A 22,773-nucleotide genomic window follows, 5' to 3' on the forward strand; every position below is an offset into this window, starting at 1 on the left:
CCTCGCAGGGGTCGATGCTGTCACTATCTACGAATACACCATGACGCAATCCTATAACGCTGATGCCATTGAGGTATTAACCGGGCTTGAGCCGGTCCGCCGCCGCCCGGGGATGTATACCGACACTACTCGTCCTAACCATCTTGGTCAGGAAGTTATCGATAACAGCGTGGATGAAGCGCTGGCCGGACACGCCAAACGCGTGGAGGTGATCCTGCACGCCGATCAGTCGCTGGAAGTCATCGACGACGGGCGCGGTATGCCGGTGGATATCCACCCGGAAGAGGGCGTTCCCGCCGTTGAGCTGATCCTCTGCCGCCTGCACGCGGGCGGTAAGTTCTCCAACAAAAACTATCAGTTCTCCGGCGGCCTGCACGGCGTGGGGATCTCGGTGGTTAACGCCCTGTCAAAGCGCGTTGAGGTTAACGTCAAGCGCGACGGCAAGATCTATAACATTGCTTTTGCCAACGGCGACAAGGTGAAAGATCTCTCCGTGGTAGGCAGCACGCCGAAGCGCGCCACCGGAACCAGCGTTCACTTCTGGCCTGACGAAAGCTTTTTCGACAGCCCGCGCTTCTCGGTATCGCGCCTGACCCATGTGCTGAAGGCCAAAGCGGTGCTCTGCCCCGGCGTAGAGATTGTCTTTAAGGATAAGGTCAACGACAGCGAGCAGCGCTGGTGCTACGCCGACGGCCTCAACGACTACCTTGCCGAAGCGGTTAACGGCCTGCCGACCCTGCCGGAGAAGCCCTTTATTGGGGCCTTTGCCGGTGATACCGAGGCGGTGGACTGGGCGCTGCTGTGGCTACCGGAGGGCGGGGAGCTGCTCACCGAGAGCTACGTTAACCTCATCCCGACTATGCAGGGCGGGACGCACGTCAACGGCCTGCGTCAGGGGCTGCTGGACGCGATGCGTGAGTTCTGCGAATACCGCAATATCCTGCCGCGCGGCGTCAAGCTGTCGGCAGAGGATATCTGGGACCGCTGCGCCTACGTGCTGTCGGTGAAGATGCAGGATCCGCAGTTTGCCGGGCAGACCAAAGAGCGCCTCTCGTCGCGCCAGTGCGCCGCGTTCGTTTCCGGCGTAGTAAAAGACGCCTTCAGCCTGTGGCTGAACCAGAACGTGCAGGCGGCGGAGATGCTGGCCGAGATGGCTATCTCCAGCGCCCAGCGTCGTCTGCGGGCGGCGAAGAAGGTTGTGCGTAAAAAGCTCACCAGCGGCCCGGCGCTGCCCGGCAAGCTGGCGGACTGTACCGCGCAGGATCTCAATCGCACCGAGCTGTTCCTGGTAGAGGGTGACTCGGCGGGCGGCTCGGCCAAGCAGGCGCGCGACCGTGAGTTCCAGGCGATCATGCCGCTGAAGGGTAAGATCCTCAACACCTGGGAGGTCTCCTCTGATGAAGTGCTGGCCTCGCAGGAGGTGCACGACATCTCGGTGGCCATCGGCATCGATCCAGACAGTGAAGATCTCAGCCAGCTGCGCTACGGCAAGATCTGCATCCTCGCCGATGCGGACTCCGACGGTCTGCACATCGCGACGCTGCTCTGCGCTCTGTTTGTGAAGCATTTCCGCACCCTGGTGAAGCATGGTCACGTCTACGTGGCGCTGCCGCCGCTCTATCGTATCGATCTGGGCAAAGAGGTCTACTATGCCCTGACCGAAGAGGAGAAAGCGGGCGTGCTGGAGCAGCTGAAGCGTAAGAAGGGCAAGCCTAACGTTCAGCGCTTTAAAGGGCTGGGCGAGATGAACCCGATGCAGCTGCGTGAGACGACGCTCGATCCCAACACCCGCCGCCTGGTGCAGCTCACCATCAGCGACGAGGACGATCAGCGCACCAACGCCATCATGGATATGCTGCTGGCCAAGAAGCGTTCGGAAGACCGGCGCAACTGGCTACAGGAAAAAGGCGATATGGCCGATATCGAAGCCTGATAAACCAGCCCCGCACTGCGGGGCTTTTTTTTACCCCCTCCGCTACTCCTTTAGGCGACTCATATTCCACATAGAACAGGTATATGATCTGCAACATTCTTTTCTCGCAAAATGTCTTAACAAGAGGATGAATCATGCAGCGCATTGTCATACCTACCCACTATGTTCACGTTCGCTCGACGCCCCTGTGGACGAAAGAGACCGCCCCGGCCTCTATCTGGCAACGTCATCTGGACGCGGGCACCCGCCAGGGCGTTAACCCACGCCTCTGCGTCATGCAGGGTACTATCCGCTATTACGGGTATGCCGATGAGACCAGCCCGGAGCCGGTAGAGACCCTGACCATTGAAGCAGGGCAGTTTGGCGTCTTTCCGGCGGAGAAGTGGCACCGCATCGAAGCTTTGTCGGACGATACGGTATTTAACGTCGATTTTTGGGTCGATCCCAAGGTGTTAATTGAAGGTTGAGGTAAATATCATGACCACAGAAAACAGAGGCTACGCCTTAACAGTGACAAACTGCGGCAGCGACGCAACGGCAGAGAAAACCTATCTGAAGCCGATGTCGCTCTACGTACCGGCTCTCGCCCATACGGCGGTAGCGGAGCTTATCAACCTGCTGGCAGATAAAAGTGAAAGCGAGAACGGTTTTACGTTGACGGTAACGAACAACAATAACGGCGTATCCGCCGATAAAGACTTTTCCCGCCTTGCTGAATTAGAGGATGCCACCACGGCGGCGGACACGGTGAAGGATCTGATTAATATCGTGCGCGGCTATGAATCCGACGAAGAGACCAACGTCTGCGGCTGGTAGATGCTCTAGGCCGCCGCGTGATTTTTCCGGTACTGGAGTGGCGTCTCGCCGATGCCTCGCTTAAAGGAGCTAATAAACCAGGTCACGTCGGAAAAGCCCACCCGCGCGGCGATATCACGCACGCTCTCGTCGCTGTGCAGCAGGCACTCGCAGGCCTTACGCAGCCGCAGCGTATTCAGATAGTCGTGGATCTTCTCGCCCGTTTCAGCATGAAACTTTCGCGACACGTAGCTGCGTGATTTACCCAGCTCCTGCGCAAGGGCGTCGAGGCTAAATTTATGCTGATAGTGCTCATCGAGCCAGATCATCGCCTGACTGGCAATGCTGCGGCTGTCGCCGGGCGCGCCGTCGCGATCGGCAGGCAGCATGGCAAACAGGCTGATGAGCAGGCTGGCGACGCTTTCGCTGTTCATCGGCTGCGGGTAGCAGCTAAACAGATAGTCGATATGGCTATGGCAGGCCGCGACGTCTGCCACCCACGCCGGACCGCCGCGCCGGGAGAGCGTCTGTAATCGCTGCTGGGCCTGGGGGAAATCACGCAGCGCCTTCAGCACCGCGTGGTGATCGAGATGGATAATGGTGCGCCGATAGATCGCCTCGGCCTGCTCATCCACCATCACCTTGTGCAGGGTAAAGGGGGGAAAGAAGAAGAGCCGCCCTGGCCGCATGGTGTAGTGGCGATTATCGACGATCGCTACCCCAAAGCCCTCCTCAACGTAGAGGATCTCCAGGCACTGGTGCCAGTGGTGATAGCGCACGGTATTGGCAAACAGGCGGCTGAACGACACCACGGCGTCGTTTAAGGTAATCAGCTCCAGATAATCAGATTTTGGCTCATCGCGCATAGTGCAATAAAACTCAACTTTTACCCCTCTGCACGCCTTTATAAACCACCTTTTTAAATTTTCTCAACTGCGAGTTTATTCATCTTTCGTGGCTGTGACGTGGCTAACATTTCTACGCGCCAACGATTCACTATCCTTGAGCCACTTTGTTAAGAGGCTGATGCGGAAATGGAAACATCAAATGTATTGTCGTCCCGACAGCACATGGTTGAGTTGGTAACGGACATGCTGAGCGCGCTGGATAAACAGTTTCCTGAGGGGCAGTCACGCTTCGCATTAGGCAGCACCTGCGCCCACTACAGCGTTGAGATCGCCAACATGGAAGGGTTGTCGCGCGCGCTGTGGGGCCTGTTTCCACTGCTGGCGGGCGGAGAGGAGACGCCGCTCAGCGGTAAATACATTGCTGCCATCAAGCAGGGGACCGATCCGCACAGCCCAGGCTACTGGGGCGAGACCGGGCCTTATGACCAGCGGCTAGTGGAGATGGCGGCCTATGGCTTAGGCCTGGCGCTGATGCAGGATCGCCTGCTGGCCTGCTTTACCCCGCGCGAGCAGGCGAACCTCCACGCCTGGCTCAACCAAATTACCGACGCTGAAATGCCCGACAGCAACTGGAACTACTTTGCCATCATGGTGCAGCTTGGCTTTAAACGCGCCGGTCTACCCTGGGATCGTGATGCGGTAGAGCGGCGCTTTACGATGATGGAGGCTTACTATCTTGGCGACGGCTGGTACTCCGACGGTCCGGGACGGCCCAGGGATTACTACATCTCAATGGCGTTTCACTTTTACGGCCTGATCTACGCCACGCTCAATGCCGAGGACGATCCGCATCGTGCTGCTATCCTGCGGGAGAGAGCGCAGCGGTTCGCCCAGGACTTTATCTACATGTCGGCGGCAGAGGGCGAGTCGGTACCCTTTGGCCGCAGCCTGACCTACCGCTTTGCGATGGTGGCCTTCTGGAGCGCGGTGGCCTTTGCCGAACTGGACGTATTTACGCCGGGAATAGTGAAAGGGATCGTTCTTCGCCACCTGCGCTGGTGGCTGGCGCAGCCTGTCTTTGACCGGGACGGCATTCTGACCCTCGGCTTTGCCTACCCGAACCTCACGATGTGCGAAGACTACAACTCTCCCGGCTCGCCCTACTGGGCATTAAAGGTGTTCCTGATCCTCGCTCTGCCCGAAGCGCATCCGTTCTGGCAGGTGGAGGAGCAGCCTTTACCGACGCTGGCGGCGCGGCGGGCGCTTCCCCATGCCGGGCAGATCCTGATGCACAGTGAAGCCTCACGACACGTCTGCATGCTCGCCTCTGGCCAGCTTGAGCTGAACAACTACGTCAATACCGAGGCGAAATACACCAAGTTTGCCTACTCCAGCCGCTTCGGTTTCACCATCGAGCGCGGTCGCTACGGGATCAAGCACGCCGCCTGCGACAGCATGCTGCTGCTGGCGGAGGGGGATGAGTACTACCGGGGCCGCCGCGGCTGCGACGAGACCCGCATTCACGATGATTACATCTTCTCGCGCTGGTCACCGTGGCACGACGTGCAGGTTGCTACCTGGCTGATCCCCTACGGCGACGGCCATCTGCGCCTGCACCGCATCGATACCGCGCGTCATCTGAACAGCGTCGAGGGTGGTTTCGCGGTGATGAAAGCCCCGCACCAGAGCCAGGCGTCGGGCTGCGTGGTGCACGCCGTGAACGGCAGCAGCGCTATCTACGATCTCTCGTTCGGCCTTGCGCGCCACGGCGACTGCGTCATTACGCCGCCCAACAGCAGCGTGATGTTTGCCGAGTGTGCGGCGATCCCGGTATTAACCGCCACCCTGACGCCGGGGCGTCACTGGCTCTGCTGCGCGGCTATCGCGGGCGATCCAGCATACAGCGATATGACCTCTCTCCCCGAGGTGCTTCTGGATAACGAAACGCTGACGGTGCGCCACGTTGGCCACCCAACGGCGTTAGTCATTACGTTATAAAAAACTCTGACCCCTACATGCTTTCGTCGAGGATAGTATGGATAAAATAATTAAAACCAACCGGACTGAATATTACAAAATCAGCTCCTTTATCTTTCTCTACTTCTTTACCTGGTCGGCCAGCATTGGGCTGCTGGCCATCTGGCTCGGGCAAAAAGCGAACTTGAGCGGGACGGTGATCGGCACGGTGTTTGCCGTCAACGGCATCTTCTCGGTGATCCTGAAACCGATCTACGGCTACATCCTGGATAAGATCGGCATGAGCAAATATCTGCTCTACTTCGTGGTTGCCGTGTCAGCCCTGATGGCGCCGTTCTTTATCTACGTCTACCAGCCGCTGCTGCTCTCCAATACGCTGCTGGGGATCGTCGTCGGCGCAATCTATTTAAGCTTTGCCTGGTACGCGGGCGTGGCGGCCTGCGAATCCTATACCGATCGCTACAGCCGCCTGAACGGCATGGAGTTTGGCCAGATCCGCATGTGGGGATCGCTGGGCTGGGCGGTGGCTTCCTCCTTCTCTGGTCTGCTGTTTAACCTCTCTCCGGCCTATAACTTCATTATGGGCAGCGTGGCCTCCCTCGTGATGCTGGTGGTGCTGTTTAGCCTGAAGGTGGATACGCGAACCGAGCGTGCGGGCGAGGTGCTGGCGAAGGAGAAGATCGTTCCCGCCGACGTCTATGCCTTGCTGAAAAACCGCAAGTTCTGGGCCTTCTGCCTCTATGTGGCGGGCGTAGCGTGGATGATGTTTATCGCCGAGCAGCAGTTCTCCCGCTACTTCGTTACCTTCTTTGACGATGTGCATCAGGGCAACGCCGTGTTTGGCTACCTGGGCACCGTGCAGTCGGGGATGGAGTTTGTGATGTACATGATCATCCCAATGTTTGTGAACTACGTCGGGGCCAAGCGCGGGCTGCTGATTGTCGGGCTGGTGGTGGGTGCGCGGCTGATCATCTCCGGGCTATGTGATTCCCACCTCTTAATCTCCGTGCTCAAGCCGCTCTACGGTCTGGAGATCTGCCTCCTGCTGGTGTCGGTCTTTAAATACATCGCTGAGCATTTCGATAAGCGTGTGAACGCCACCATGTACCTGCTGGGGTACCAGGCGATGCTCTACGTCGGCAACGTGGTGGTCTCCTCCCCGGCAGGGATCCTCTACGACAAAATCGGCTTTGAGCAGACCTATATCATCATGGGCGCGATAGCCCTGACCTTTACCCTTATCTCTGCCTTTACCCTGTCGGCCTGTCAGAGCAAGCGGCGCGGTGCGCCTGCGGTCAACGTCGCCGGGTAGATCATTTATTCACAAGAAGAAGGACCGGAATATGTTAAATCGTATCGTTGAGGAGCGTCTGGGAGAGGTGCCTGCGCCGGTGGATGAGCACGCCTTTCAGGATGAGCTGATTACCGCCCGCCGTCAGACTCTTGAACTGATAAGCCGTCATTTAACGGAGTTCGGTGAAAAGTTTCCAGCCGAAACCTGCGTCAAAGGCTACTACCCGCTCACCGATAACGTGGAGTGGACCACCAGCTTCTGGACCGGCCAGCTGTGGCTGGCGTGGGAGCTGAGCGGCGAGGCGTCCTATCGCGCGCTGGCGGAGAAGCACGTGCGCTCCTTTGGGCTACGCATTGCCGGACGGCAGGATACCAACACCCACGATCTCGGTTTTCTCTATACGCTCTCCTGCGTGGCGGCCTGGCGCTTGACCGGCAACCGCGACGCGCGCGGCTTTGCGCTTCAGGCAGCCGAGGCGCTGCTGGAGCGGTTCCATCAAAAGGCGCAGATCATCCAGGCGTGGGGCGATCTTAGCGATCCACAGCAGGCGGGAAGGATGATCATCGACTGCAACATGAACCTGCCGCTGCTCTACTGGGCCAGCGAGCAGACCGGCGATCCGCGCTTTGCCGAGGCGGCGCAGGCCCATGTTCAGCAGGCGGCGGCATATTTGATCCGCGACGATGCGTCGACCTTTCACACCTATTACATGGACGTGCAGACCGGTGCACCGCGCTACGGCAATACCCAGCAGGGCTATGCCGATGATTCGTGCTGGTCGCGGGGGCAGGCGTGGGGGATCTACGGCTTCCTGCTGAGCTACCTCTACACCGGTGATAGAACGATGGTTGCGCTGTCAAAAAGGCTGGCGAACTACTTCCTTAACCGCTTGCCGGAAGATGGCGTCTGCCACTGGGATCTGGCCTTAGTGGGCAGCGATGCGCTGCGGGACTCCTCGTCCGCCGCCATTGCCGTCTGCGGCCTGCTGGAGCTGGTGAAACAGCTGCCGGTGAGCGATCCCGATCGCGCCCGCTATCAGCAGTGGGCGATGCACATCATGTCGTCGCTAAATAAGCACTATCTGATGGGGGTTAACGAACCTGGCAACGGGCTGCTGAAGCACTCGGTGTACCATCTCGCCAGTAACAAGGGCGTGGATGAGTGTGCTAGCTGGGGGGATTACTTCTACGTCGAGGCGCTGATGCGGTTTAGCCAGAGCTGGAAGCTCTACTGGTAACGGGTACGGGTGGTAAACGCCCGGTGGCGCTGTGCTTACCGGGCCTACGTCGTATAACATGCGGGGGCCTGGCCCCCGCCTGATTAAACCCCTTGCTCCAGAATTCGGATATGGGTTTCTAACACGTCGCTTTTAACCGCCTCGCCCCACGCTTTCATGTGCGGGGTTTGCAGGTGCGCTTCAAGATGAGCAACGGTCTCCCACTGCTCCACCATCACGATAGAGTCCGGATTGGTGGCCTGAAAGCTCACGTTAGCGGCGGTATCTACCATTGGCGCATAGCCGTGGCAGCCCGCTTCCTCTAATACGGTGGGGATAATTTTCGCAAACTCGTCCAGCACGGCCTGGCGATGATGCTGGCCCGGACGGGTGCGAATCTCTGCAATCACTGTCAACATGGTCAACTCCTTCTTTGTACCGCCAAACAGTTAAGCAAAAATTTCCGCAAGATGCTTGCGATATTCTGCGGTATAGCGAGGCACGTCCGGCATTTTAATCACATCGTTAGCGATAAAAGTCGGCAGCGCGTCCATCCCAAGGAACTGATTTGCCTTGTGGAACGGCAGGTAAACGCCATCAACGCCGACGCCATGGAAGAACTGCTCTTTATCGGTGAAGGCCTGTAGCGGTGCGTTCCAGGTCAGCGACAGCATGTAGGTTTTGCCCTGAATCAGGCCGCCAGAGCCATATTTTTTCGCATCGTCGGAGCGAGTACGACCATCGCTGGCGTACAGGGAGCCATGACCTTCGGTAAAGACGTCATCAATGTACTTTTTCACCGTCCACGGTGCACCCATCCACCAGCCCGGCATCTGCCAGATCACGTTGTCGGCCCACAGGAAGTTCTGCACTTCCTCTTTCACGTCGTAGTCGCCATCGGTGCGAACCACTTTCACGTCGTGACCGCTGTCGCGCAGGAAGCTGGCGGCCACGTCGGTCATGGTGTCATTCAGCTGGCCGTTAGAGTGGCCGAATTTTTTAGCGCCGTTGATAATTAAGATGTTGCTCATTATTTGTCCCGTTAGAAAACGAATTTGCCGACTATTCTAACGGTCACGACCCTATTGAAAAATAAGCAAAATGTGCAAAGACTTTTGCACTCACAGCAATAATCCAGCTACCAGCTAACCTGGATCATAGCGCCACCGTCTGCCGCATTGTCTACCTTCACCGTCATGTTGTGCAGCGTGGCAATACGTTTCACAATCGACAGCCCCAGGCCGCTGCCCGTCTCCTCCTGTCCCGGCGGACGGTAAAAGCGCTCGCCGAGACGCGGTAGCGCCTGAGGTGGAATACCCGGTCCGTTATCGCGTACGGTAAAACAGCACTGCTCCAGGGTGACGTCAATCCGGCTGCCACGCGGGCTGTAACGCACCGCGTTGTCCAGCAGGTTACGCACCAGCAGGCCGAGCAGCAGCGGTTGGCCGGGGCGCGTCACCTCTGGCGCATGGATACCAAGGTGGATGGCAATGCCAGCCCGGTGCGCCGAGGCATCAATATCCATTACCGCCGATTGCAGGAGATCCGCCAGCGGGATCTGCTCGACATCGTCCAGATTATCGAGCGAGTCGAGGCGCGAAAGGGTAAGAAGCTGATCCACCAGCCGTGTCGCGCGATCAATGCCGGAGTGCAGCTGGCTCAGCGCACGCTGCTGACCCTCGGCATCGTCCCACGAGAGCTGTGCTACTTCAGCCTGGACCTTCAGCGCGGCAAGGGGGGTGCGGAGCTCATGAGCTGCGTCTGAGGTAAAGCGCCGCTCGCGGGCCATCATCTGCTGGGTACGGGCAAACAGGCTATTTAACGCGTCCAGCAGAGGCCGCACCTCCGGTGGGATCGCCTCAGTGGGAAGCATGTCGGTGGTATCTGGTGCACGCTGATGCAGTGTCCGCGCCAGTTTTTTCAGCGGATGCAGCTCGCGGCTGAGCAACACCACCAGGCACAGCAGCATCAGCGGCAGCGCCACAAGCCACGGGGTAAGCTGGGAGGTCACGATCTCCATGGCCATCTCTTCGCGATACTCCCACTCCTGGCCCACCACAATGCGGTATCTCCCGTCAGGGGCAGTGAGCCAGAGAAGACGCCAGGCATCGTTATCGTCTTTGAGCTGCCCGTTACTGAAGCCGTCCCGACGATAGTGATAGGGTATATCCCGACCGTTTTCGCCATCGTGCAGAAGCAGTTTGCCGTCGCGGGAGTAGATAGCAAAAGCCAGCGCGTCATCATCGAGATGACCATGTCTGACCTTGTCCGGCGTGGAGACCTGGCGCAGCGGAGCAGGGACCTCGTTGAGATCCATCGCCAGCAGGCGTTTGGCAAAAAGCATCTGCTGGGTATCGAAGAGCTTATCCAGCTTGTGAGTGGTCTGCTGCCACGCGGCCACGCTTGCAACCAGCCAGGCGGCTAACGCCAGCAGGCAAAAAAGCAGGGTGAGCCGAACCCGCAGGCTTAAACGTTGCGTCAGTTTCATTCGCCGTCCAGGGTGTAACCAATGCCGTGCACGGTGCGGATAAACTCCGCGCCCAGCTTGCGGCGCAGATGATGGATATGTACCTCAACGGCGTTGCTCGATACCTCGTCATCCCAGCTGTAGAGCTTCTCCTCTATCGCTTTGCGCGGCAGCACGCGCCCAGCATTGCGCATCAGCAGCTCCAGCAGGGCAAACTCTTTTGGCTTCAGGATCAGCGTTTCGCCAGCGACGAGGACCGTCAGACGAGTGGGATCGAGCGTGACGTTGCCGTGGCGTAGCTCGCTGTGGATCTGGCCATGGCTCCGGCGGATTAGCGCTTCAAGTCGCGCTGCCACTTCAATCAAAGCGAAGGGTTTACACAGATAGTCGTCCGCCCCAAGGCGTAATCCCTCGATGCGCTGGTTGAGGGCGTCGCGTGCGGTCAGGATCAGCACCGGCTCGCTGCGACCAGCCTGACGCCAGTCGCGCAGGATCGCCAGCCCGTCGACCTCGGGCAGGGTCAGATCGAGGATCACCGCATCGTAAGGCGCGCGATAGAGTGCCTCTCTCCCTATGCCGCCTGCGGTAAACCAGTCAACGGTAAAGCCCATTTTACCCAGTCCGGCTTTGATGCCATCGCCTATCAGCTTGTCATCTTCCACCAGTAAAATTCGCATCTGCCTCTCCTTGCCGTAGCCTGCTTTTAGGCAGTAAACCTCCTGTAACCCACGGCTGTACAGTAAAAAAATTTAAATTTTCCGCTTAAGAACTCGTTAAGATCTACCCTGTTTAATGGAGCATGACTTGAGACAAAAAGGAGATACACGATGAAAAAATTTGCTGCTATTGCCGCCATCGCCATGATGGCCTCTGCCCCCGTTTTCGCTGCCGAGGGGGGCTTCAGCGGGCCATCGGCCACGCAAACCCAGACGCAAAACCAGACCCAGCAGGGCGGGTTTGTGGATAACAACGTCAGCCCGACGACGGCGGCGAAGGCGAAAGATCTGAAAGATGACAGCTGGGTGAAGCTGCGGGGCAACATTACCGAGCGCCTCTCTGACGATCGCTATGTCTTCCGCGATGCCAGCGGTACGGTCAATGTGGAAATCGATCAAAAACGCTGGAACGGCCAGAACGTGACTCCGCAGGATCAGGTTGAAATTCAGGGTAAAGTTGACAAAGACTGGAACGAGTTTGAGATTGAAGTGAAGCAGATCACCAAGCTCGCTAAGTAAATCGCTGAAGGGCCGGTTATCCGGCCTTTTTCTTGTGACTCAGGAGGGCAGATAAGGTAAAATCTGCGGCAATATTGCCCCTGAATAATTGGGTGCAAACGCTGAGGAATCACACGTAATGAGCGATATGGCAGAGCGCCTCGCGCTACATGAATTCACTGAAAACGCCTACCTAAACTACTCCATGTACGTCATCATGGACCGTGCGCTGCCGTTTATCGGCGACGGCCTGAAGCCGGTGCAGCGGCGTATCGTGTACGCCATGTCTGAACTGGGCCTCAGCGCCAGCGCAAAGTTTAAAAAATCCGCCCGTACCGTGGGCGACGTGCTGGGTAAATACCATCCCCACGGCGACAGCGCCTGCTACGAAGCCATGGTGCTGATGGCCCAGCCGTTCTCCTATCGCTATCCGCTGGTTGACGGCCAGGGGAACTGGGGCGCGCCGGACGATCCGAAATCCTTCGCGGCGATGCGTTACACCGAGTCGCGTCTCTCTAAATACGCCGAGCTGCTGCTGGGTGAGCTGGGGCAGGGGACGGTCGATTGGGTGCCTAACTTTGACGGCACGATGCAGGAGCCGAAAATGCTACCTGCCCGCCTGCCAAACATTCTGCTGAACGGCACCACCGGGATCGCCGTTGGCATGGCGACGGATATTCCGCCGCACAACCTGCGCGAAGTGGCCCAGGCGGCCATTACGCTAATCGACCAGCCCAAGACCACCCTCGATGAGCTGCTGGATATTGTCCAGGGGCCGGACTACCCGACCGAAGCGGAGATCATCACCTCCCGGGCCGAGATCCGCAAAATTTACCAGAACGGTCGCGGCTCCGTGCGCATGCGCGCGGTGTGGAAAAAAGAGGACGGTGCGGTGGTGATTACCGCCCTGCCGCACCAGGTTTCCGGGGCGCGGGTGCTGGAGCAGATCGCGGCCCAGATGCGCAATAAAAAGCTGCCGATGGTGGACGACCTGCGCGACGAGTCCGATCACGAGAACCCGACCCGTCTGGTGGTGGTGCCGCGCTCCAACCGGGTAGATATGGATCAGGTGATGAACCATCTGTTCGCCACCACCGATCTGGAGAAGAGCTACCGCATCAACCTGAACATGATCGGCCTCGACGGACGTCCGGCGGTGAAAAATCTGCTGGAGATCCTCACCGAGTGGCTGGCGTTCCGCCGCGATACCGTGCGCCGCCGCCTGAATCATCGCCTGGAGAAGGTGCTCAAGCGCCTGCATATCCTCGAAGGTTTGCTGGTGGCGTTCCTCAACATCGACGAGGTGATTGAGATCATCCGTGGTGAAGATGAACCTAAGCCGGTGCTGATGTCGCGTTTTGGCATTAGCGAAACCCAGGCTGAAGCGATCCTCGAACTTAAGCTGCGCCATCTCGCCAAGCTGGAAGAGATGAAAATCCGTGGCGAGCAGAGCGAGCTGGAAAAAGAGCGCGACCGTCTGCAAAGCACGCTGGCCTCCGAGCGTAAGATGAGCACCCTGCTGAAGAAAGAGCTGCAGGCCGATGCCGAGGCGTTCGGCGACGATCGCCGTTCGCCGCTGCACGAGCGTGAAGAGGCGAAGGCAATGAGCGAGCATGACATGCTGCCGTCCGAGCCGGTGACTATCGTGCTGTCGCAGATGGGCTGGGTACGCAGCGCCAAAGGCCATGACATCGATGCCCAGGGCCTGAGCTACAAAGCGGGCGATAGCTGGAAAGCGTCCGCAAAAGGCAAAACCAATCAGCCGGTGGTGTTTATTGATACCACCGGGCGCAGCTACGCCGTCGATCCGCTGACGCTGCCGTCGGCGCGCGGGCAGGGCGAACCGGTGACCGGCAAGCTGACGCTGCCGCCGGGTGCCACCGTTGAGCATATGGTGATGGCCGGTGAGGAGCAGAAGCTGCTGATGGCCTCTGACGCGGGCTATGGCTTCGTCTGCACCTTCAACGATCTGATTGCCCGCAACCGGGCCGGTAAGGCGCTGATCACCCTGCCGGAAAACGCGCATGTGCTGCCGCCGCTGGAGATAGTGGACGACAGCGACCTGCTGCTGGCGATCACCGCCGCCGGGCGCATGCTGATGTTCCCGATTAGCGATCTGCCGCAGCTGTCGAAAGGTAAAGGGAATAAGATCATCAGCATTCCGTCAGCCGAAGCGGCGAAGGGGGAGGATAGCCTGGCGCACCTCTTTATCCTGCCGCCGCAGAGCACGCTGACCCTGCACGCCGGCAAGCGCAAAATCAAAATGCGCCCGGAAGAGTTGCAGAAGGTGCACGGCGAGCGTGGCCGTCGCGGGACGCTGATGCGCGGACTCCAGCGTATCGACAAGGTCGAGATCGACTCGCCGCGTCGGGCAACCCCTGGCGACAGCGAAGAGTAATTCCTGTGTGCTTCTCCCCCTTCGCGCCGAAGGGGGAGCTATCCATAAAATTTCCCGTAAAGTCATTGTTAAATCGCAGGTTACGATTAACAATACCTTTTTCACGGACCCGATGGAACAAAGCCGTACGCCGTCAGCCGCTACACTATAATGGGCGGGTGTCCGGGCTTTCGAGGTAGCTATGCTATTCATTTTACGTGCAATCATTATTGTTATTTACAGCATCCTGGTCTGTATCTTTGGCTGTATCTACTGCCTGTTTAGCCCACGGAATCCAAAACACGTCGCCACCTTTGGCCATCTGTTTGGCCGTCTGGCACCGGTTATGGGCTTAAAAGTTGAGCTGCGTCTGCCGCCGGAGGCGGCGACGTATGGCAATGCGATCTACATCGGCAACCATCAGAACAACTACGATATGGTCACCGCAGCCAGCATTGTGCAGCCGCGCACCGTCACCGTTGGCAAGAAAAGCCTGCTGTGGGTCCCGTTCTTTGGTCAACTCTACTGGCTAACCGGTAACCTGCTGATCGACCGCGATAACCGCGCCAAAGCGCACGGAACCATCGCTCAGGTAGTCAAAAACATTCAAAAGCGCGATATCTCTATCTGGATGTTCCCGGAGGGTACACGTAGCCGCGGACGCGGGCTGCTGCCGTTTAAGACCGGCGCATTCCATGCGGCCATCGCCGCTGGCGTGCCCGTTATTCCGGTATGTGTTTCGAACACCTCCAATAAAATTAACCTTAACCGTTTAAATAACGGCCTGGTGATCGTCGAAATGCTGCCGCCGGTGGACACCAGCCAGTTTGGCAAAGATCAGGTGCGCGAGCTGGCAACCCATTGTCGTGCACTGATGGCGGAAAAGATTGCCGAACTTGATAGTGAAGTCGCCGCCCGCGAGGCCGCTGGCAAGCGCCAGGTGTAGCCGTACCTTTTTACGCGCTTTAGTCCGTTTTACAGGGAGCAAGATATGTCACTCAGTCGGCGTCAGTTTATCCAGGCCTCCGGCGCTGCGCTTTGTGTAGGCGCGGTTCCGCTGCGGGCCAACGCTGCCGGGCAGCAGCAGCCGCTGCCTGTACCGCCGCTCGTTGAATCTCGCCGTGGGCAACCGCTGTTTCTGACCCTGCAGCGGGCGCACTGGTCCTTTACGCCGGGTACCCGCGCCCAGGTGTGGGGCATTAACGGGCGCTATCTTGGGCCGACTATTCGCGTCTGGAGCGGCGATGACGTGAAGATGATCTACAGCAACCGGCTGGCAGAGAACGTTGCCATGACCATCAGCGGCCTGCAGGTTCCCGGCCCCCTGATTGGTGGTCCGGCGCGGATGATGTCTCCCAGCGCTGACTGGGCACCGGTGCTGCCGATCCGCCAGAGCGCAGCAACGCTCTGGTATCACGCCAACACGCCAAACCGTACCGCTGAACAGGTCTATAACGGCCTGGCCGGAATGTGGCTGATTGAGGATGAGGTGAGTAAATCCCTGCCGATCCCCAATCACTACGGCGTGGATGACTTTCCCGTTATTATTCAGGACAAGCGGCTTGATAACTTCGGCACACCGGAGTACAGCGAGCCGGGCAGCGGCGGTTTTGTTGGCGATACGCTGCTGGTTAACGGCGCGCAGAGTCCCTATGTCGAGGTGTCACGCGGCTGGGTGCGCCTGCGCCTGCTGAACGCCTCCAACGCCCGCCGCTATCAGCTGCAGATGAGCGATGGCCGGGCACTGCACGTTATCTCCGGCGACCAGGGCTTCCTGCCTGCGCCGGTATCGGTGAAACAGCTCTCGCTGGCCCCCGGCGAGCGGCGTGAAATTCTCGTGAATATGACCGATGGCGACGAGGTGTCGATTACCTGCGGCGAGGCGGCGGGCATTGTCGACCGCATCCGCGGTTTCTTTGAGCCATCGAGTATTCTGATCTCCACCCTGGTGCTGACGTTGCGTCCTACCGGGCTGCTGCCGCTGGTAACCGATACGCTGCCGCTGCGGCTGCTGCCGACGGATCTGATGAGCGGGGCAGCGGTGCGCAGCCGCGATATTGCCCTCGGCGACGATCCGGGGATCAACGGCCAGCTGTGGGATATCAAGCGTATTGATATTACCGCCCAGCAGGGGACGTGGGAGCGCTGGACGGTACGCGCCGATACGCCGCAGTCGTTCCATATTGAGGGCGTCAGCTTCCTGATCCGCAACGTCAACGGCGCGATGCCGTTCCCGGAGGATCGGGGCATGAAGGATACCGTCTGGGTGGATGGGCAGGTTGAGCTGCTGGTCTACTACGGCCAGCCTTCGTGGCCGCATTTCCCGTTCCAGTTCTTTAGCCAGACCCTGGAGATGTCAGACCGTGGCTCTATCGGCCAGCTGCTGGTGAACCCGGCTCCTTAACCTTATTGAAACCTGTAGGCCCGGTAAGCGCAGCGCCACCGGGCGTTAATCTGTCTGCATGAAACTTCTTCATTCTCCCCACTGTTCAAGCGTATAATCCCCGCCCTTTTGTTTATTTTTTCTTCGGAAGCATTATGAGCGCTATTTCCCTGATCCAGCCGGATCGCGACCTCTTCTCATGGCCGCAGTATTGGGCTGCCTGTTTCGGCCCCGCGCCGTTTTTGCCCATGTCACGAGAAGAGATGGATCAGCTTGGCTGGGATAGCTGCGACATTATTCTGGTTACCGGAGATGCGTATGTTGATCACCCGAGCTTCGGCATGGCGATCTGCGGACGGATGCTGGAGGCTCAGGGCTTCCGGGTCGGCATCATTGCCCAGCCGGACTGGAACAGCAAAGAGGACTTTATGCGCCTCGGCAAACCGAATCTGTTCTTCGGCGTCACCGCGGGCAACATGGACTCGATGATTAATCGCTACACCGCCGATCGTAAGCTGCGCCATGACGATGCCTATACGCCGGATAACGTAGCGGGCAAGCGCCCGGATCGCGCCACCCTGGCCTATACCCAGCGTTGTAAAGAGGCGTGGAAAGATGTGCCGGTGATCCTTGGCGGCATTGAGGCGAGCCTGCGTCGTACCGCGCACTACGACTACTGGTCGGATACCGTCCGTCGCTCGGTGCTGGTGGATTCCAAAGCCGATATGCTGATCTTCGGCAACGGTGAACGTCCGCTGGTTGAGGTCGCCCATCGTCTGTCGCAGGGCGAGCCGGTGTCCAGCATCCGTGACGTGCGCAACACCGCGATTATGGTCAAAGAGGCGCTGCCGGGCTGGAGTGGGGTAGACTCCCGCATCATTGATATGCCAGGCAAGATTGATCCGATCCCCCATCCTTACGGGGACGATCTGCCGTGTGCCGACAACAAACCTGTCGAACCCAAAAAGGCCGAAGCGAAAGCCGTCGTCATCCAGCCGCCGCGTCCGAAACCGTGGGAAAAGATCTACGTTCTGCTGCCCTCCTTTGAGAAGGTGAAGGCTGACAAGGTACTCTATGCCCACGCCTCGCGCATCCTGCACCATGAAACCAACCCGGGCTGCGCGCGAGCACTGATGCAGAAGCACGGCGATCGCTACATCTGGATCAACCCGCCAGCGATCCCACTCTCTACCGAAGAGATGGACAGCGTTTTTGCGCTCCCCTACAAGCGCGTGCCGCATCCGGCCTACGGCACCAGCCGCATTCCCGCCTATGAGATGATCCGTTTCTCGGTCAACATCATGCGCGGCTGCTTTGGCGGCTGCTCCTTCTGCTCCATCACCGAGCACGAAGGGCGCATTATCCAGAGCCGCTCTGAAGAGTCGATCATCAACGAGATCGAAGCGATTCGTGACACCGTGCCTGGCTTTACCGGCGTGATCTCCGATCTGGGCGGCCCGACGGCCAACATGTATATGCTGCGCTGCAAGTCGCCACGCGCCGAGCAGACCTGCCGCCGCCTGTCGTGCGTCTATCCGGACATCTGTCCGCATATGGATACCAACCATGAGCCGACGATCAACCTCTACCGCCGCGCTCGCGATCTGAAGGGGATCAAGAAGATCCTTATCGCGTCCGGCGTGCGCTACGATATCGCCGTGGAAGATCCGCGCTATATCAAAGAGCTGGCGACCCACCACGTCGGCGGCTATCTGAAGATTGCGCCAGAGCATACTGAAGAAGGCCCGCTGTCGAAGATGATGAAGCCGGGGATGGGCAGCTACGACCGCTTCAAAGAGCTGTTTGATACCTACTCGAAGCAGGCCGGTAAAGAGCAGTACCTGATCCCGTACTTTATCTCCGCGCACCCAGGAACGCGTGATGAAGATATGGTGAACCTCGCCCTGTGGCTCAAAAAGCACCGCTTCCGCCTCGATCAGGTGCAGAACTTCTATCCGTCGCCGCTGGCCAACTCGACGACCATGTATTACACCGGCAAGAACCCACTCGGCAAAATTGGCTACAAGAGTGAGAACGTCGTGGTGCCGAAGGGCGAGAAACAGCGTCGCCTGCATAAAGCGCTGCTGCGCTATCACGATCCGAAAAACTGGCCGCTGATCCGCCAGGCGCTGGAAGAGATGGGTAAAAAGCATCTGATCGGTAGCCGTCGCGACTGCCTGGTGCCCGCGCCGACGCTGGACGAGATGCGTGAGGCAAAACGCCAGAACCGCCATACACGCCCGGCGCTCACCAAGCACACGCCGATTGCCCACCAGCGCCAGACGCCGGCAGGCAATAAAGTGCGCAGCAAGGCTGGCGCTAAAGGTTAATACAGCCCAATCATCTTCCACCAGGCGAGTCCGACGCTAATAAAGACCGCCTGGTTGAAGAGGCTGACCAGAAACCCCGTGCGCCACCAAACCCCGGTGGGCACGTAGCCCGCACCGAACAGGATCGGGCCGCGAGCGTGGGTGTACTGAGTCAGGGAGCAGTAGAGGCTGCTGGTAAACGCCAGCATCAGCGCGCACGGCGCTGCCGGGATCCCCAGATGCAGCCCGACGCCAAGAAACACCGCGTAGAGCGCGGCAATCTGCGCGTTGCCGCTGGCAAAAAAGTAGTGGGTGTAGAAGTAGGCCGCGTTCAGCAAGAGCAAAACCACCACCCAGCTGGTGCCGTGCAGTGAGCTGGCAAGGCTATCGCCAATCAGATTACCAAACCAGGTGGTGAACCCGAGCTTTTTCAGCTGGTTGGCCATCATCAATAGCGCTGCAAACCAGATCAGCGTATCCCATGCCCCTTTTTCGCTCTTCACATCTTCCCAGCTCAGCACGCCCGAGAGCAGCAGGATGGAGAGGCCAACAAACGACGCCGTTGTCGGGTCGATGCCGAGTGCATCGCCAAAAATCCACAGTATCAGCAGCACCACTACCGTAGCGAGCATCAGCCACTCGCCGCGTGACATGCTGCCCATCTGCGCCAGCTCCTGACGGGCCAGCGCTGGGGCATCAGGCGTATGGCGGATCGTCGGGCGGGTAAGCCAGTAGACCAGCAGTGGGACGATCAGCAGCGATACCAGGCAGGGCAGCAGGGCAGCCATAAACCAGCTTCCCCACGTCAAGGTTACACCGGCGTTAGCCGCCAGCTTCACCGCCAGCAGGTTGCCGGTATAGCCGGTCATGAACAGTGCGGCAGTGACGTCGTTGACGTTGCCGATACAGGTGATGAGAAAGGTGCCGATTTTACTGCGGGATTCGTCATCCGGGCGAGAGCCAAAGCTGCGCGCCAGCGAGTCGGCAATGGGGTAGATGACACCTCCGCAGCGGGCGGTATTGCTGGGCATTGCCGGGGAGAGGATCAGATCGGCAAACGCCAGCCCGTAGGCCAGCCCCAGGGTACGTTTACCCAGCAGGCGGATCATCTGTAGCGCGATCCGCCGCCCGAGGCCGGTTTTAATAAAACCGCGGGCGATCATAAAGGCGACGACGATCAGCCAGATCAGCGAGCTATTCAGTTCGCTGAGCGCCGTGGTAATGGCCCCGCTGGCGGTGGTGTCCCCGGCGGCATAGGCCAGTGCAAAGACGGTGATGCCGATAATGCCCACTGCGCCAATCGGCAGCACCTTTGCCACAATGGCGGCAATGGTTGCCACAAAAATCAGAGCCGAGCGCCAGGCCGCTACGCTCAAGCCAGAGGGAGGTGTCAGGTGCCAGAGAGCCGCCGCAGCGGCAACGATGATGATGAGCGGGAGCCAACGGACGCCCGATGTTTTTGTTTCCGCCACAGCCATATCCTTATTCATCGTGCGGATGAAATATAAAAATGAAATAGATTCTATGAATAATCAATGGGTTATATCGATAATATGCTGCATCGAGGCGGGTAAGAAATACACCTAATAATGAAGTGGAATTGTTGCAGGATATTTCTTGTGCAGGGAGATGGGCAATAAAAAACCCGGCGCACAGGCCGGGTTGAAAGATTGCAGAGGCGCTTAGCCGCCGAACTGATCCGGATCCGGACCAAGGCGTTTGCCTTGATCAAGCTTCGCGATTTCGCTCAGTTCGTCTTTATCGAGGCGGAAGTCCCACACCTTGAAATTTTCCGCAATGCGTGCCGGGGTAACCGATTTCGGGATCACCACCAGGCCCTGGTCAAGGTGCCAGCGGATCACGATCTGCGCCGGGGTTTTGCCGTACTTATCTGCCAGCTCGCGAATGATCTTCTGATCGAAGACGCCTTCGCCGCCCTGGGCCAGCGGGCTCCAGGATTCGGTCTGGATCTTGTGAGTGGCGTTCCAGGCATGAAGCTGACGCTGCTGTAACAGCGGATGCAGCTCGATCTGGTTGATCACCGGCGTCACGCCAGTCTCATCGATCAGACGCTGCAGGTGGCTAATCTGGAAGTTACAGACGCCGATGCTCTTCACCAGCCCCTGCTCCTGGAGCTTGATCATCCCCTTCCAGGCTTCAACGTAACGATCGCTAGCCGGTACCGGCCAGTGCATCAGGTAGAGATCAACATGATCGAGCTTCAGCTTGTCGAGGCTCGCCTGCAACGCTTCCTGAGGACGAGTCTGATCGTCATTCCACAATTTCGTAGTGATAAACAGATCGCTACGCGGGATCCCGGCGCTTTCGATAGCCTTGCCGACGCCCTCTTCATTTTTGTAGGCTGCAGCGGTATCAATCGAACGATAACCCACCTCCAGTGCCTTATGAATGGCGGAGATGACCTCCTCATTGCCCGCTTTCCATACGCCGAGGCCCAGCTGCGGCATGATGTTGCCGTCCTGAAGCTTAATCACGGTTGGATTTGCCATGCATTCCTCCTTATATGAAATCCACCCGGGCTGGCCCAGGTGGAGTTGAGTGACTTAAGTCTGGACGAAAAGCCCAAAAACGAAAGTATTAGAAGAAAAAACCTTTAACGCGCGGCTTCGTAGATGCGACGGCTAACGTCGAGGGTAATATCCTGATGTTCGCCTAGTTGGGTCATGCCGTGCTCGTTCAGCTTCTCAAGCAGGGCAGGGATAGAGCTACCGTCGAGGCCGTAGCCAGAGAGGCGGGTCGGGACACCCATCTGCTCGAAGAAGCTACGCGTGGCGGCAATGGCCGCGTCAATGCGCTCGTCATCGCTGCCTTCGGTAATGTTCCACACGCGCTCGGCGTACTGCAGCAGCTTGCCGCGTTTGGCGTCGCGTTTTTCATTCCACAGCGCGGGCAGGACTACCGCCAGCGTTTGAGCGTGATCCAGGCCGTGCATCGCTGTCAGCTCGTGGCCCAGCATATGGGTTGCCCAATCCTGCGGTACGCCTGCGCCAATCAGGCCGTTCAGCGCCTGGGTTGCTGCCCACATCACGTTGGCGCGTACGTTGTAGTTTTCCGGCTCCTGCAGCGCTTTCGGGCCATCCTCGATGAGCGTCAGCAGAATACCTTCCGCGAAACGATCCTGAATTTTGCCATCGACCGGATAGGTCACGTACTGCTCAACGGTATGGACAAAGGCATCCACCACGCCGTTTGCCACCTGACGCGGCGGCAGGGTGTAGGTGTAGACCGGGTCAAGAATGGCGAATACCGGCTGGACGAACGGGGAGTGGAACGCCTGCTTGTCGCCGGTGGCTTTACGGGAGACGACCGCGCCTTTGTTAGATTCGGAGCCGGTGGCCGGCAGGGTCAGCACGGAGCCCATCGGGATCGCGCTTTTGATTTCGCTACCGCCAGTTTGCAGAATGTGCCACGGATCGATGCCGTCAGCGTAGTGCGCAGCGGCAGCGATAAATTTTGTGCCGTCCAGCACCGAGCCGCCGCCGACCGCCAGCAGGAAGGTGATCTTCTCTGCCCGGGCAATGGCTACCGCTTTCATCAGCGTTTCGTAAGAGGGGTTCGGCTCAATGCCGCCAAACTCCAGCACGTCGAGGCCGTTCAGTGCACTATAGACCTGATCCAGCACGCCGGTTTTTTTGACGCTGCCGCCGCCGTAGGTGATCAGCACGCGTGCACCTGCCGGGATCTGGTCGCGCAGATCGGCAATAGCGTTTTTACCAAACAGGATGCGGGTGGGGGTATGCAGATTAAAGTTATTCATGACGCTTTCCCTTGTATCGGTGAAAAGACGAACGGCAGCGGGCTGCCTGCTGGAGACTATTGTGGTCCGCGCGTCCGGCGCTCTCAATGCACATTCCTGCCGATGTCTTGCCCATTTCTCCCGCCCACTGGAGAAAACGCACAAAAGCGCGCACACTGGACGCAATAAAAAACGCGAGTGGA

The 22,773-nt window shown here is 58.6% G+C and carries 19 protein-coding genes; 11 read left to right on the forward strand and 8 right to left on the reverse strand.

The window, feature by feature from the left end; translation table 11 throughout:
- Window positions 1–40: 40 nt before the first annotated feature.
- The 3 genes from parE (at window position 41) to NR795_RS18550 (ending at window position 2,749) form a co-directional block, all read left to right on the forward strand.
- The gene (gene parE, locus NR795_RS18540; RefSeq protein WP_257758993.1) at window positions 41–1,933 is read left to right on the forward strand and encodes a DNA topoisomerase IV subunit B; all 1,893 of its coding nucleotides are present in this window, start codon (window positions 41–43) and stop codon (window positions 1,931–1,933) included.
- A gap of 134 nt (window positions 1,934–2,067) precedes the next feature.
- Window positions 2,068–2,400: a DUF1971 domain-containing protein gene (locus NR795_RS18545; RefSeq protein ID WP_144817584.1), complete on the forward strand. Its 333-nt coding sequence runs from the start codon at window positions 2,068–2,070 to the stop codon at window positions 2,398–2,400.
- Between the two features lie 10 nt (window positions 2,401–2,410).
- A complete protein-coding gene (locus tag NR795_RS18550; RefSeq protein WP_144817585.1) occupies window positions 2,411–2,749 on the forward strand; it encodes a DUF1869 domain-containing protein in 339 nt (112 codons plus the stop codon).
- A gap of 5 nt (window positions 2,750–2,754) precedes the next feature.
- Here NR795_RS18550 and NR795_RS18555 read toward each other — a convergent pair whose 3' ends face one another.
- Window positions 2,755–3,594 carry an AraC family transcriptional regulator gene (locus NR795_RS18555; protein WP_257758994.1) on the reverse strand — a complete coding sequence of 280 codons (840 nt, stop codon included), beginning with the start codon at window positions 3,592–3,594 and terminating at the stop codon, window positions 2,755–2,757.
- A 168-nt stretch (window positions 3,595–3,762) separates the two neighbouring features.
- On the opposite strand from NR795_RS18555, the gene NR795_RS18560 reads away from it, so the two are divergent.
- From NR795_RS18560 to NR795_RS18570, 3 genes are read left to right on the forward strand one after another with little or no spacing between them, the layout of a single operon-like run.
- Window positions 3,763–5,574, forward strand: a complete 1,812-nt coding sequence (locus NR795_RS18560) for a DUF2264 domain-containing protein (RefSeq protein WP_257758995.1) — start codon at window positions 3,763–3,765, stop codon at window positions 5,572–5,574.
- A 37-nt stretch (window positions 5,575–5,611) separates the two neighbouring features.
- On the forward strand, window positions 5,612–6,865 hold the full coding sequence (locus NR795_RS18565) for an oligosaccharide MFS transporter (RefSeq protein WP_042390331.1): 1,254 nt from the start codon (window positions 5,612–5,614) through the stop codon (window positions 6,863–6,865).
- Between the two features lie 31 nt (window positions 6,866–6,896).
- Window positions 6,897–8,084 (forward strand): glycoside hydrolase family 88 protein, encoded by a 1,188-nt coding sequence (locus tag NR795_RS18570; RefSeq protein WP_257758996.1) that lies wholly within the window; start codon window positions 6,897–6,899, stop codon window positions 8,082–8,084.
- 83 nt (window positions 8,085–8,167) lie between these two features.
- Here the strand turns inward: NR795_RS18570 and NR795_RS18575 are convergent, their stop codons facing one another.
- From NR795_RS18575 to qseB, 4 genes are all read right to left on the reverse strand, one after another.
- Window positions 8,168–8,482 carry a putative quinol monooxygenase gene (locus tag NR795_RS18575; RefSeq protein WP_042390335.1) on the reverse strand — a complete coding sequence of 105 codons (315 nt, stop codon included), beginning with the start codon at window positions 8,480–8,482 and terminating at the stop codon, window positions 8,168–8,170.
- A gap of 30 nt (window positions 8,483–8,512) precedes the next feature.
- Window positions 8,513–9,094: an NAD(P)H-dependent oxidoreductase gene (locus tag NR795_RS18580; protein WP_257758998.1), complete on the reverse strand. Its 582-nt coding sequence runs from the start codon at window positions 9,092–9,094 to the stop codon at window positions 8,513–8,515.
- A 107-nt stretch (window positions 9,095–9,201) separates the two neighbouring features.
- Complete coding sequence (gene qseC / locus NR795_RS18585; protein WP_257758999.1) at window positions 9,202–10,551, reverse strand: quorum sensing histidine kinase QseC; 1,350 nt, start codon at window positions 10,549–10,551, stop codon at window positions 9,202–9,204.
- Window positions 10,548–11,207 (reverse strand): quorum sensing response regulator transcription factor QseB, encoded by a 660-nt coding sequence (gene qseB / locus NR795_RS18590; RefSeq protein ID WP_222889554.1) that lies wholly within the window; start codon window positions 11,205–11,207, stop codon window positions 10,548–10,550. Before qseB ends, qseC begins: the two co-directional genes overlap by 4 nt.
- A gap of 150 nt (window positions 11,208–11,357) precedes the next feature.
- On the opposite strand from qseB, the gene NR795_RS18595 reads away from it, so the two are divergent.
- From NR795_RS18595 to NR795_RS18615, 5 genes are all read left to right on the forward strand, one after another.
- The gene (locus tag NR795_RS18595) at window positions 11,358–11,765 is read left to right on the forward strand and encodes a YgiW/YdeI family stress tolerance OB fold protein (RefSeq protein ID WP_257759001.1); all 408 of its coding nucleotides are present in this window, start codon (window positions 11,358–11,360) and stop codon (window positions 11,763–11,765) included.
- A gap of 118 nt (window positions 11,766–11,883) precedes the next feature.
- The gene (gene parC / locus NR795_RS18600; RefSeq protein ID WP_144817592.1) at window positions 11,884–14,142 is read left to right on the forward strand and encodes a DNA topoisomerase IV subunit A; all 2,259 of its coding nucleotides are present in this window, start codon (window positions 11,884–11,886) and stop codon (window positions 14,140–14,142) included.
- Between the two features lie 181 nt (window positions 14,143–14,323).
- Window positions 14,324–15,067: a 1-acylglycerol-3-phosphate O-acyltransferase gene (locus NR795_RS18605; protein WP_144817593.1), complete on the forward strand. Its 744-nt coding sequence runs from the start codon at window positions 14,324–14,326 to the stop codon at window positions 15,065–15,067.
- Between the two features lie 45 nt (window positions 15,068–15,112).
- On the forward strand, window positions 15,113–16,525 hold the full coding sequence (ftsP, locus tag NR795_RS18610) for a cell division protein FtsP (RefSeq protein WP_144817594.1): 1,413 nt from the start codon (window positions 15,113–15,115) through the stop codon (window positions 16,523–16,525).
- Window positions 16,526–16,659: 134 nt separating this feature from the next.
- Window positions 16,660–18,834: a YgiQ family radical SAM protein gene (locus NR795_RS18615; protein ID WP_257759002.1), complete on the forward strand. Its 2,175-nt coding sequence runs from the start codon at window positions 16,660–16,662 to the stop codon at window positions 18,832–18,834.
- On the opposite strand, the gene NR795_RS18620 is transcribed toward NR795_RS18615, so the two are convergent.
- The 3 genes from NR795_RS18620 to yqhD all read right to left on the reverse strand — a co-directional run bounded on the left by NR795_RS18620 (window position 18,831) and on the right by yqhD (window position 22,591).
- The gene (locus NR795_RS18620) at window positions 18,831–20,303 is read right to left on the reverse strand and encodes a DASS family sodium-coupled anion symporter (RefSeq protein WP_186370567.1); all 1,473 of its coding nucleotides are present in this window, start codon (window positions 20,301–20,303) and stop codon (window positions 18,831–18,833) included. The genes NR795_RS18615 and NR795_RS18620 overlap by 4 nt on opposite strands.
- Window positions 20,304–20,495: 192 nt before the next feature.
- A complete protein-coding gene (gene dkgA, locus NR795_RS18625) occupies window positions 20,496–21,323 on the reverse strand; it encodes a 2,5-didehydrogluconate reductase DkgA (protein WP_257759003.1) in 828 nt (275 codons plus the stop codon).
- Between the two features lie 104 nt (window positions 21,324–21,427).
- A complete protein-coding gene (gene yqhD / locus NR795_RS18630; protein ID WP_257759004.1) occupies window positions 21,428–22,591 on the reverse strand; it encodes an alcohol dehydrogenase in 1,164 nt (387 codons plus the stop codon).
- Window positions 22,592–22,773 lie beyond the last annotated feature (182 nt).

This window comes from Pseudescherichia sp. L3 (assembly GCF_024656065.1).
Taxonomy (GTDB): domain Bacteria; phylum Pseudomonadota; class Gammaproteobacteria; order Enterobacterales; family Enterobacteriaceae; genus Pseudescherichia.